The 11,893-nt window shown below is 55.6% G+C and carries 9 protein-coding genes; 8 read left to right on the plus strand and 1 reads right to left on the minus strand.

Features of this window, described 5'->3' with window-relative positions; all coding sequences use genetic code 11:
• Nucleotides 1–116: 116 nt before the first annotated feature.
• The 3 genes from ppk1 to tehB are packed head-to-tail and all read left to right on the plus strand — an operon-like array spanning nucleotide 117 to nucleotide 4,371.
• Entirely contained in the window at nucleotides 117–2,177 is a 2,061-nt protein-coding gene (gene ppk1, locus COO59_RS12060) for a polyphosphate kinase 1 (RefSeq protein WP_103060040.1), read from the plus strand.
• Between the two features lie 6 nt (nucleotides 2,178–2,183).
• A complete protein-coding gene (gene ppx / locus COO59_RS12065; protein ID WP_103060041.1) occupies nucleotides 2,184–3,710 on the plus strand; it encodes an exopolyphosphatase in 1,527 nt (508 codons plus the stop codon).
• Nucleotides 3,711–3,768: 58 nt separating this feature from the next.
• The gene (gene tehB, locus COO59_RS12070; protein WP_103060042.1) at nucleotides 3,769–4,371 is read left to right on the plus strand and encodes a tellurite resistance methyltransferase TehB; all 603 of its coding nucleotides are present in this window, start codon (nucleotides 3,769–3,771) and stop codon (nucleotides 4,369–4,371) included.
• Here the strand turns inward: tehB and COO59_RS12075 are convergent, their stop codons facing one another.
• Nucleotides 4,372–6,564, minus strand: a complete 2,193-nt coding sequence (locus COO59_RS12075) for a sensor domain-containing phosphodiesterase (protein WP_103060043.1) — start codon at nucleotides 6,562–6,564, stop codon at nucleotides 4,372–4,374.
• 283 nt (nucleotides 6,565–6,847) lie between these two features.
• Between COO59_RS12075 and COO59_RS12080 the strand changes: the two genes are divergently transcribed.
• The 5 genes from COO59_RS12080 to COO59_RS12100 all read left to right on the plus strand — a co-directional run bounded on the left by COO59_RS12080 (nucleotide 6,848) and on the right by COO59_RS12100 (nucleotide 11,750).
• Nucleotides 6,848–7,036: a YfgG family protein gene (locus COO59_RS12080; RefSeq protein WP_103060044.1), complete on the plus strand. Its 189-nt coding sequence runs from the start codon at nucleotides 6,848–6,850 to the stop codon at nucleotides 7,034–7,036.
• Between the two features lie 107 nt (nucleotides 7,037–7,143).
• The gene (mgtE, locus tag COO59_RS12085; protein WP_103060045.1) at nucleotides 7,144–8,556 is read left to right on the plus strand and encodes a magnesium transporter; all 1,413 of its coding nucleotides are present in this window, start codon (nucleotides 7,144–7,146) and stop codon (nucleotides 8,554–8,556) included.
• 207 nt (nucleotides 8,557–8,763) lie between these two features.
• Entirely contained in the window at nucleotides 8,764–9,993 is a 1,230-nt protein-coding gene (hutI, locus tag COO59_RS12090) for an imidazolonepropionase (RefSeq protein WP_103060046.1), read from the plus strand.
• The gene (gene hutG / locus COO59_RS12095) at nucleotides 9,990–10,943 is read left to right on the plus strand and encodes a formimidoylglutamase (protein ID WP_103060047.1); all 954 of its coding nucleotides are present in this window, start codon (nucleotides 9,990–9,992) and stop codon (nucleotides 10,941–10,943) included. Before hutI ends, hutG begins: the two co-directional genes overlap by 4 nt.
• A 69-nt stretch (nucleotides 10,944–11,012) precedes the next feature.
• On the plus strand, nucleotides 11,013–11,750 hold the full coding sequence (locus COO59_RS12100; RefSeq protein WP_103060048.1) for a histidine utilization repressor: 738 nt from the start codon (nucleotides 11,013–11,015) through the stop codon (nucleotides 11,748–11,750).
• Nucleotides 11,751–11,893 lie beyond the last annotated feature (143 nt).

Below are 11,893 nucleotides of genomic sequence, written 5' to 3' on the forward strand. Positions count from 1 at the left end.
TTGCCCGTAGCTCTCTGATATGACAACCGTTGAGGTTAGACATTGCTGCCATACTCTCGCCATAATGAAGTTGGAAACTGGATACCCTCGTCTCAAATCAGCACAACGGAGCCATAATGGGTCAGGAAAAGCTTTACATAGAAAAAGAACTGAGCTGGTTATCCTTTAATGAACGCGTACTGCAGGAAGCCGCAGACAAAACCAACCCGCTGATCGAGCGCATGCGCTTTCTGGGCATTTATTCGAATAACCTGGAAGAATTTTATAAAGTGCGCTTCGCTGACCTGAAGCGACGCATTTTAATTGGCGAGGAACAGGGATCGCCCAGCACGCCGCGTCATCTGCTAAAAAAAATTCAGCAGCGCGTCCTGCGGGCCGATCAGGAGTTCGACGGTTTATATAACGATTTGCTGCTGGAAATGGCGCGTAATCAAATCTTTCTGATTAACGAGCGCCAGCTGTCGCCTAATCAGCAAAGCTGGCTGCGTCACTATTTTAAGCATGAACTGCGTCAGCACGTGACGCCGATCCTGATTAATCACGACACCGATTTGATTGAATTCCTGAAGGACGATTACACCTATCTGGCGGTCGAGATTATTCGCGGCGAGGATATTCGCTATGCCCTGCTGGAAATCCCGTCGGATAAAGTGCCGCGCTTTGTTAATCTGCCGGCTGAGTCGCCGCGCCGTCGCAAGCCGATGATCCTGTTGGATAACATTCTGCGTTACTGCCTGGACGATATTTTTAAAGGCTTTTTCGACTACGACGCGCTCAACGCCTATTCCATGAAAATGACGCGTGACGCCGAGTACGATCTGGTTACCGAAATGGAATCGAGCCTGCTGGAACTGATGTCCTCCAGCCTCAAGCAGCGCCTGACCGCCGAGCCGGTGCGCTTTGTTTATCAGCGCGATATGCCCAATGCGATGGTTGAGCTGCTGCGCAATAAACTGAATATCTCTAATTACGACTCCATCGTCCCCGGCGGGCGCTATCATAATTTCAAAGATTTCATCAGTTTTCCTAACGTTGGCAAAACCAACCTGGTTAATAAGCCGATGCCGCAGCTGCGGCATATCTGGTTCGACGGTTTCCGCAACGGCTTCGATGCGATCCGCCATCATGATGTGCTGCTCTACTATCCCTACCACACCTTTGAGCATGTGCTGGAGCTGCTGCGTCAGGCGTCGTTCGATCCCAGCGTGCTGGCGATTAAGATCAATATTTATCGCGTAGCGAAAAACTCACGCATTATCGATGCGATGATCCACGCCGCTTATAACGGCAAAAAAGTCACGGTGGTCGTCGAGCTGCAGGCGCGTTTTGATGAAGAGGCCAATATTCACTGGGCCAAGCGTCTGACCGAAGCGGGCGTGCATGTGATCTTTTCGGCGCCGGGCCTGAAAATCCACGCCAAGCTGTTTCTGATTTCGCGCCGTGAGGGCGGCGAAGTTGTGCGCTATGCGCATATCGGCACCGGTAATTTCAATGAAAAAACCGCGCGCATTTATACCGACTATTCCCTGCTCACCGCCGATGCGCGTATCACCAATGAGGTGCGCCGGGTATTCAACTTTATTGAAAACCCCTACCGCCCGGTAAGCTTTGATTACCTGATGGTGTCGCCGCAGAACTCGCGCCGCATGCTTTATCAGCTGATTGATGAGGAAATTGCCAACGCGCAGCAGGGCATTCCGGCCGGGATTACGCTGAAAATTAATAACCTGGTCGATAAGGGCCTGGTGGACCGTTTGTACACCGCCTCCAGCGTTGGCGTGAAGGTCAACCTGCTGGTGCGCGGCATGTGTTCGCTGATCCCTAATCTTGAAGGGATCAGCGATAATATCCGCGTAATCAGCATCGTTGACCGCTATCTGGAGCACGATCGGGTTTATATCTTTGATAACGGCGGCGATAAAAAAGTCTTTCTTTCCTCCGCCGACTGGATGACCCGCAATATCGATTACCGCATTGAAGTGGCGGTGGCGATCCTTGATCCTGTTCTGAAACAGCGCGTGCTGGATATTATTGCCATCCTGTTCAGTGATACTGTAAAAGCCCGCATTATTGATAAAGAACTGAGTAACCGTTATGTACCGCGAGGAAACCGCCGTAAGGTGCGGGCGCAGCAGGCCATTTACGATTACATCAAATCTCTGGAACAACCTGAATAATTCACTATGCCGATAACCCATAAAAACATGCCACGACCGCAAGAGTTCGCCGCTATTGACCTCGGTTCCAATAGCTTTCACATGGTCATTGCCCGCGTAGTGGATGGAGCGATGCAGGTGCTGGGGCGTCTGAAACAGCGCGTGCACCTGGCGGATGGGCTGGGCGCGGATAACGTACTGAGCGAAGACGCTATCCAGCGTGGGCTCAGCTGTCTGGCGCTGTTTGCCGAGCGTCTGCAAGGCTTCAGCGCCTCGAACGTGACCATTGTCGGCACCCATACGCTGCGCCAGGCGATCAATGCCGAAGATTTTCTGCGGCGCGCGGCGGAAGTCATCCCCTACCCGATCGAAGTGATCTCCGGCCATGAAGAGGCGCGCCTGATTTTTATGGGCGTTGAGCATACGCAGCCGGAAAAGGGCCGCAAGCTGGTAATCGATATTGGCGGAGGCTCAACCGAGCTGGTGATCGGCGAAGATTTTGAACCCAGGCTGGTGGAAAGCCGCCGTATGGGCTGCGTCAGCTTCGCCAATCTCTATTTTCCTGGCGGTGTCATTACCCAGGAAAATTTCCGCCGGGCGCGTCTGGCCGCGGCGCAAAAACTGGAAACGCTGGCCTGGCAATATCGGCTGCTCGGCTGGCAGTACGCGCTGGGTGCTTCCGGCACCATTAAGGCCGCCTGCGAAGTGCTACAGGCGATGGGCGAAAAAGAGAAGCAGGTAACGCCGGAACGGCTGGAGATGCTGTATGACGAAGTCATAAAGCATAAATCCTTTGCCGCGCTGAGCCTGCCCGGCCTGTCGGAAGAGCGGAAAGCGGTATTTGTGCCCGGTCTGGCGATCCTCTGCGGCGTGTTTGATGCGCTGGCGATCCGTGAGCTGCGCCTGTCTGACGGCGCCCTGCGCGAAGGGGTGCTGTATGAAATGGAAGGCCGCTTCCGCCATCAGGATATTCGCAGCCGCACCGCGCAAAGCCTGGCGAATCATTACAATATCGACAGCGATCAGGCGCGGCGCGTGCTGGAAACTACGGATGAACTCTGGCAACAGTGGCGCGATCAAAATCCCCGGCTGGCCAATCCCCAGCTTGCTTCGCTGCTGCAGTGGGCGGCGATGCTGCATGAGGTGGGCTTAACCATCAACCACAGCGGTATGCAGCGTCACTCCGCCTATATCCTGCAAAATACCAACCTGCCGGGCTTTAATCAGGATCAACAGCTGCTGCTGGCTACGCTGGTTCGCTACCACCGTAAAGCGATCAAGAGCGACGATCTGCCGCGTTTTACGCTGTTTAAAAAGAAGCAGATCCTCCCGCTGGTATTTTTGCTGCGTCTTGGCACGCTGCTGAATAATCAGCGCCAGGCGACCAATCGCCCGGAGCGGCTGACGTTGACCACCGACGAGGGGCACTGGACGCTGCGCTTCCCGGCCGGATATTTCAGCCAGAATACGCTGGTCCAGCTCGATTTAGAGCGCGAGCAGGTGTACTGGCAGGATGTTTCCGGCTGGAAGCTGACAATAGCAGAAGAGGCGTAAAGCACGCCGGCGAATTCGGGCGGCGCTTCCTTCGCCCGCAACAACCAGAAATAAGCACATGACGACACGTCCGGATAACTATTTTACTGAAAAATATCAGCTTACCGCCACGCACTCTGAAGTTGTGGCGGCGTTACCTTTCCTGCGGCCAGGCAAAGCGCTGGACGTGGGCTGCGGCAGCGGGCGCAATAGCCTGTGGCTGAATATGAAAGGGTTTGCGGTCACCGCCTGGGATAAAAACCCGCAAAGCATTGAGCGGCTGAATCAGATCATTGCCGCCGAAGGGCTCAGCGGGATTGAAACGCAGATTACCGATCTCAACAGCGTGCGCTTTAACGGCGCGTATGATTTTGTGCTGTCCACCGTGGTGATGATGTTTTTACAGCCGGAAACCATTCCCCAGCTGATTGCCGATATGCAGGCCAGCACGGTTAAAAATGGCTATAACCTGATTGTCGCCGCGATGGACACGGAAGATTATCCCTGCCCGATTCCCTTCCCTTTTACCTTTAAGTCCGGCGAGTTAAGCCATTACTATCGTCAATGGCAGATTATCAAATATAACGAGCATGTCGGACAGCTGCACAGAACGGATGAAAACGGCAACCGCATCAGCCTGCGTTTCGCCACGCTGCTGGCGAAAAAGGCGCCGGCAGAATAATCAGTGCTCTACCAGCGTGGTTAACGGCTGCGGCTCGCTGATGGCGAAGCCCTGTAAATAATCGATGCCCAGCCCGCGCAGCGCAGCCGCTACCGCCTCTGATTCAACGCACTCCGCCACTATCTGCATCCGCTTCAGCCGGGCGACGCGGCAGATGGATTCAATAATCTGGTAGTCCAGCGGACTGTACAGCATATTCTGGACGAAGCTGCCGTCAATTTTCAGCATATCGGCCTGCAGCGTTTTCAGCTGCAGATAGCTGGCATAGCCAACGCCAAAGTTAACAATCGCGATGCGGCATCCCAGCCGACGCAGGCGATTAATGGTGCGATAGCCCGCAGATAAATTCATATTTCCTGCGGCCTCGCTGATTTCCAGTATCAGCTGCCACGGCTCAACCTGATGGTGCTTCAGCAGCTGCTCCAGTTCGTTGACAAAATGAGGACGGTAAAGGCTGGCGGCATGGATATTGATGGCAAAGCGCATCGCAGGCAAACGCGCGCGGCTGCTATCGATAAAGCCCAGCGCATGTTTCAATACCCAGCGATCCATTTCCCATGTCAGACCAAACTCCTGCACTATCGGTAAAAAACGCGCGGGCGCAAGCTGCTCTCCTTGCGCATCCACCAGCCTCAGCAGCAACTCATGGTAATCATCGCCGCGTAATCCCTCAATGCGCTGCGCCATCATCACAAAGCGATCGTTATCCAGCGCCTGCTGAACCTCATCCAGCTGCGTCAGCTTCTCCTTCGCCTGACGCTGAGGGTTTATGTTGCCCTGCTGCAAATTTTCCGGCTGATGGCTGTAGAGAGAAACCTCAGCCATTTCGCTAAGCTCTCCCAGCAGCCTCGGCAGATTATTAACCGGCGGCACAACGTGACAATAGCTGATGCCAATATCGGGCTGTAACGGCAGCCCCTGCCAGCGCAAACTGTAGCCATCGATGCGGGTGCCAATCTGGTCAATACGCTCTTCATGGGTGGCCTTATCCAGACGCAGCGCCAGCGCAAAGCCAGGCAAATGATAAATCACCTCTTTGGGCTGCAATAGCGGCTGTAAATGCGCCGCCAGCCGTCGTTTATATTCAATGCGCAGATCCAGCCCCCAGGTTCGGCTAAGGCGATCGAGCTCAGGAATGCGTAAAAAACAGAGCGTGGAGGACGCCTGCTGCGCCAGCATGGCTTTTAGCGCCCGCAGATTAGGCAGATCGACCACCGGATCGACCAGCGCCGCCTCCCGTGATTTCTTAATCAGCCTGCGCTGGCGTACGCCGTTGACGCCAATAAAGTACAGAATTAACGACCATACCAGCAGGTTGGTAGTATTCACCGCCAGATGCAGCGTGAGCTCTGGCTGGGTACGAAATTGATACAGCAAAATCAGCACCAACGACCACGCCAGCGCGGAAAGCAGATAGCCAAAGCGTGCCGCCGCCCACAGCATGGTGGGCAGTAAAAGCAATGATGCAAAGTCGCTGATCGCCTGATTTTGCAGCTCGCTATGCAATAGCATCAACAGGGTCACCAGCAGGGTAAGCCAAACCAGCCAGACTCTTATTTCTGCGTCGCTCACGCTTTCCGCGATCTGCTGGCGCAGCAGGTTTATCTGGCGGGGAAAATAGCGCGCATGGCGAAAGCAGCGGATCGCCATGTAGTAAAGCGGCAGGATCGCCACGCAGGATAGCAAAATAGCCTGGTAGTTAATCAGGGTGCGCAGCGTCAGCGGATTGCGGTTAAAAACCGAGAGGGAAGCGGGTACGGCTTTCAGCGTCACCATAGTTTGCAGTAAAAATACCAGCAGCGTCGGCAGGAGAAAACCAATCCAGAACAGACGCATCAGGCCAAGCCCCTGCGTTCCCGGCGTCGCGCCCCACTGCCGTCCGGCCCAGATGCGGTAGCCCAGCCAGCAGATACTGATGCCGCAGATAAACAGGGTACAGATGATCAGCGCGTGGCCCAGCGAAAAAATGGTTAAATAACGCAATAAAAGCGCCAGCGTAATGCCGGGCAGCGCCGCCCAGTCAAAAACCATCAGCAGCGCTACCGTTAATGTCACCGGTAAAAATAGCAGATAAACCGGACCGTCAGGCAGCAGCAGCTTAGCCGATAACGCATCGGAAAGCGGCATCAGCAACAGCGACAGCCATAAAGGCCCCCCCCACCAGCTACGGCGGAATTGACTGAACGATGACATGTTATATCCGGTAAACAAGAACGGCCTCTTCGGGAATGATAAAGCTCACAGCAAAAGCTGCATAAAACAAAAACCGTTCACATACTAAGTTCCATCAGGCTTTCAGGTTTGATATGCGTCAAACATCCTTATTAAAAGCGCCCTCAGCCCGCTTCTTGTTTAGCCTGCGGGCAAGTTGCGCCGGTTGGTTTTACCGCATCAGGCGACGGCGCGGCATTGACCTGACGGTAACCCTGTGCCTAAATTGTCCCACCGCCCTCGGGCCTGCTACAGGAGTACCTGCGTGAATAGCATCACCTCATTGCGAAAACGCCGTAAAACTGGCCGACTAACCCGCATTGTGTTGTTAATCAGCTTTATCATATTGTTTGGTCGTTTGCTGTTTGTTTTGCCCGGCGCGTTCCAGCACCATCAGGATAAGAAGGTGGACGTCGAGCTACTCATGACCACCCAGCCCGCCAGTAAAAAGTAATGATGCGAGCGTTAAGTTGCCTTAACTGAGACAACTTACCCTCTCTTCATGCCTGTAGAAAACGCTGGGCTTACTTTGCCCGTGCTTCCAGACGCCAGGGAATTTTTATGTCTGTATCTCAAGCCCGGCAGCTCGCCGATACCCGCAGCCGTATTCTGACGCTTCTGCTGAATGAGCCGGAGCTGGTGGAAAGCCTGCTGCAGCCGCCGCCGTCGGCAGAAACATCGGCGCAGATTGACAGCCTGCGTCATGATCTTACCCTGCTGCACGCGGCGGATATTGCCGATATTCTTGAAGCCCTGCCGGAAGATGAACGTCAGGCGCTGTGGCGGCTGGTGGATAACTCCCGGCGCGGCCAGGTGCTGGTAGAGGCGTCGGAAACGGTCTGGGAAAGCCTGACCGAAGCGATGAGCGATAAAGATATTCTGCAGGCCATTGAGCCACTGGATATTGACGATCAGGCTTATCTGGCGAAATATCTGCCGCGCGATCTTACCGGACGGCTGCTCACCTCGCTGGACCCAACGCTGCGCGCCCGCGTGCTGAACGTGGTGCATTTCGACCGCGATCGCGTTGGCCGCATCATGGACTTTAATTTCATTAGCGTGCGCGCCGACGTCTGTCTGGCGACGGTGCAGCGCTTTTTACGGCGCAGGCGCGCTATTCCGCAAGGCACCGATAAGCTGTTTATTACTGATAAAAACAACGTGCTGTTGGGCGAGCTGCCGCTTACCGATATTTTGCTGAACCAGCCCGATACGCCGGTTTTTACCATAATGAATAATCGGCCCAATACCTTTCACCTGGATGATAAAGCGGAAGATGCCGCCGGCGCTTTCGAACGTTATAACCTGATTTCAGCCGCGGTGATTGATGCGCAGGGCAAGCTGATTGGACGCGTTACCATTGAAGATGTTATCGACCTGGTTAACGAAGAGAACGAAAGCAATATCCGTAAGATGAGCGGCCTGAGTCAGGAAGAGGAAGTCTTCGCGCCGGTAAGAAAGGCGGTGCGCACGCGCTGGGCCTGGCTGGCCATCAACCTCTGCACCGCGTTTGTCGCCTCCAGGGTGATTGGCCTGTTCGAAGAGACGATTTCACAGCTGGTGGCGCTGGCGACGCTCATGCCGATCGTGGCGGGCATCGGCGGCAATACCGGTAACCAGACGATTACCATGATTGTGCGCGCGCTGGCGCTGCATCAGGTGGAGCCGGGGAACTTTAGCTTTCTCTTTATGCGCGAACTGAGCGTGGCGCTTATCAACGGTCTGTTCTGGGGCAGCATTATGGGCGGGATTACCTGGCTGATGTATGACAACCTGGCGCTGGGCGGCGTGATGATGCTGGCGATGATCCTTAACCTGCTGCTGGCGGCAATGACCGGCGTGCTGATCCCGCTGATAATGACCAAACTGCAACGCGATCCGGCCATCGGCTCCAGCGTGATGATTACCGCGCTGACCGATACCGGCGGCTTCTTTATTTTCCTCGGTCTGGCAACGCTATTCCTGCTGCACTGACGCCGGGCGGCGTGGCTTTTACCCTGACGGGCTTGCGGTTACCGCAAGCCCTTTTCCGCCTCTTTCTGCCGCTTTATCCCCCTCACGCCGCTTTGTTGCTGGCGGTTAGTCATCACAAATAGCCAACATTCTCGCAGGGTTTTGTTGACAATTTGTTCGCGGTGAAAATAAATGTATAGACAACTCATGACAAGTGGAAGGTAAACCGTGCTCCTCGCTGCTACCGACATCGTCTGGCGCAATGCCAGACTGGCAACGCTCGATCCCGATCGCCCAACGCCTTACGGATTGCTGGACGATCATGATCTGGTCATCCGCGACGGCCAGATTCTGGCTATTTTACCCGCTGGAGAAGCTTCTGGCGGCATCGTCCATGACGCCAGAGGACGGCTGGTGACGCCGGGCTTAATCGACTGCCATACCCATTTAGTGTTTGGCGGCAACCGCGCCGCTGAATGGGAACAGCGGATGAATGGCGTCTCCTATCAGGAAATCAGCGCGCAGGGCGGAGGGATTAACGCCACGGTTGCCGCAACCCGCCAGACCGGTGAAAGTGACCTGCTGCGGCTGGCTACGGCACGCCTGCAGCGGCTGCTTAATGAAGGCGTAACCACGCTGGAAATAAAATCCGGCTACGGGCTTACGCTGGAAGACGAAGCAAAAATGCTGCGGGTTGCCCGTCAGCTGGCGGCTCAGCATCCGGTGGAAATCAGTCCGACGTTGCTCGCCGCCCATGCCGTGCCAGTTGAATATCGCCACGATAAAGAAGCCTGGATCAGTCTGATTTGCGAAACGCTGCTACCGCAGCTGTGGAAGGAAGGCATGTTTGAGGCGGTGGATGTCTTTTGTGAAAGCGTAGGCTTCACGCCACAGCAGTGTGAGCGGGTATTTGCTACCGCACAGCGTTACGGCATTCCGGTTAAAGGTCACGTTGAGCAGCTTTCTTTACTGGGCGGCGCACGGCTGGTGAGCCGCTATCAGGGGCTTTCGGCCGATCATCTGGAATATCTGGATGAGCAAGGCGTCCAGGCAATGCGCGCCAGCGGCACGGTCGCGGTGCTGTTACCGGGGGCGTTTTATTTTCTGCGTGAGACCCGCTACCCGCCGGTGGCAACGCTGCGCCGCCATCAGGTGCCGATCGCCGTCGCCACCGATTACAATCCCGGCACCAGCCCTTTCGCCAGCCTGCATTTAGCGATGAATATGGCCTGCGTCCAGTTTGGTCTGACGCCGGAAGAAGCCTGGGCGGGAGTGACGCGCCATGCGGCGCAGGCCCTGGGCCGACAACGCACCCACGGCCAGCTTAAGGCCGGATTTATCGCCGATCTCGCCATCTGGGAGGCGGAGCAGCCGGTGGAAATGGTTTACGAGCCCGGCCGTAATCCGCTTTACGCCCGGGTATTTCGCGGACGTATAACGCACGGGAGCGCATTATGAAACAGTGGCGGCCCACCTCATCCGGGATCTGGCAAGGCCGTGATGATACCGCAGAGGCCGATAATGCCCGGCGTCTGTTCCAGACCGTCACCTGCAGCACGACTTTTTGCCCGGAGCAGCAGGCCGGAGATATTGCGCTGTTAGGATTTGCCTGCGATGAAGGGGTTAAACGTAACCACGGACGAACCGGCGCCGCAGAGGCGCCCGCGATACTGCGCCGCGCCCTGGCCAATATGGCCAGCCACGTGCAACATGCGCGCCTGACGGATCTCGGCGATATTTGTGTCGCGCAGGATAATCTGGAAGAGGCGCAACAGGCGCTACGTGAAGCGGTGCTGGCCTGTCAACGCGCCGGGAAACGCACGCTGGTGCTGGGCGGCGGCCATGAAACAGCTTATGGCCACGGTCTGGGGGTGCTTGATGCTTTCCCGCAGGAGGCGGTGGGAATTATCAATCTGGATGCGCATCTTGATTTACGCCATGCACCGCAGGCCACCTCAGGCACGCCGTTTCGCCAGCTGGCGCACCATTGTGAAGCGCAGCAGCGGACTTTCCGTTACGCCTGCTGCGGCTTAAGCATGGCGGCCAATACGCAGGCGCTGCTTGATGAGGCGGCTTATCGCAACGTGACGATCGTTGAGGATTTACGCTGCCTGAGCTCACCGGCGGAGGCGATTGCGCAGCTTGAGCAGTTTATGGCACACCTGGACCGCATTTACCTGACCATCGACTTAGATGTGCTGCCGGGGTGGGAAATGCCCGCGGTATCCGCGCCCGCCGCGCTCGGTGTTCCCTGCGCGATTTTGATGCAGCTGCTGGCACCGATTTGCCGCAGTGGAAAACTCCAGGCGGTGGATCTGGTCGAATTTAATCCCTCCCGCGATCGGGATGGACAAGGGGCTGGCGTGGCGGCGCGTATCGCCTGGCAGGTGATACGCTGGTGGGGATAAATTACTGAAACAGGGACGGAATTGGGTATACTTACCCCAAACAGCCAAGCAGCCGTAAGGAATGTCCGCATGTTTTTATCCCGATCCCGGTCAACCGACGCCAGCGTGCCGGCGCCTTTTTACGTTAAGGTCAAACAGGCCATTAGTAAAAAAATCAGCGCCGGCGAATGGCGTCCTCACGATCGCATTCCTTCCGAAGCGGAGCTGGTGGCGCAGTTTGGCTTCAGCCGAATGACCATCAACCGCGCGCTGCGGGAGCTGACCGATGATGGCCTGCTGGTGCGTCTGCAGGGCGTTGGCACTTTCGTGGCGGAACCCAAAGGCCAGTCGGCGCTGTTTGAAATTCGTAGCATCGCTGATGAAATTATCGCGCGCCATCATCAGCACCGCTGTCAGGTGTTGAAACTTGAACAAACAGGCGCTGATTTTACGCTGGCAACCGCGTTGGGGGTGGAAGAAGGCACGCCGATTTTCCATTCGGTCATGGTTCACTTTGAAAACGATGTGCCGGTCCAGATTGAAGACCGTTGCGTTAACGCGGCGGTCGCGCCAGATTATCTGCAGCAGGATTTTACTGCCACCACGCCTCATGCTTATCTCTCATTAGTCGCGCCGCTTACCGAAGGCGAGCATATTGTCGAAGCCGTAAAATCAACGCCCGAAGAGCGAATACTCCTGCAGATTGACGATAGCGAGCCTTGCCTGTTGATCCACCGCCGTACCTGGTCAACGCAGCATATTGTTTCCCACGCCCGCCTTTTATTTCCCGGTTCACGCTATCGTTTACAGGGACATTTTATGTCGTAACGCCGGTCAAACCTGCCGGCAAATTTGTGTAAAATCCCTGTGAAATCCGTGATAGCTAACGCAAATTTCTCTAAAACCTCTGTTTTGATTTACTTATTGATAAACAAAGAAAAAATTCCCTGACGGTGAACAATTGCGCCCCG

It is taken from the genome of Mixta theicola (assembly GCF_002895925.1).
Taxonomy (GTDB): Bacteria; Pseudomonadota; Gammaproteobacteria; order Enterobacterales; family Enterobacteriaceae; genus Mixta; species Mixta theicola.

Bases quoted from the DNA above. Each gene is read 5' to 3' on its own strand.
- ppk1 (WP_103060040.1), top strand. From the start codon at position 117: ATGGGTCAGGAAAAGCTTTACATAGAAAAAGAACTGAGCTGGTTATCC.
- ppx (WP_103060041.1), top strand. From the start codon at position 2,184: ATGCCGATAACCCATAAAAACATGCCACGACCGCAAGAGTTCGCCGCT.
- tehB (WP_103060042.1), top strand. From the start codon at position 3,769: ATGACGACACGTCCGGATAACTATTTTACTGAAAAATATCAGCTTACC.
- COO59_RS12075 (WP_103060043.1), bottom strand. From the start codon at position 6,564: ATGTCATCGTTCAGTCAATTCCGCCGTAGCTGGTGGGGGGGGCCTTTA.
- mgtE (WP_103060045.1), top strand. From the start codon at position 7,144: ATGTCTGTATCTCAAGCCCGGCAGCTCGCCGATACCCGCAGCCGTATT.
- hutG (WP_103060047.1), top strand. From the start codon at position 9,990: ATGAAACAGTGGCGGCCCACCTCATCCGGGATCTGGCAAGGCCGTGAT.
- COO59_RS12100 (WP_103060048.1), top strand. From the start codon at position 11,013: ATGTTTTTATCCCGATCCCGGTCAACCGACGCCAGCGTGCCGGCGCCT.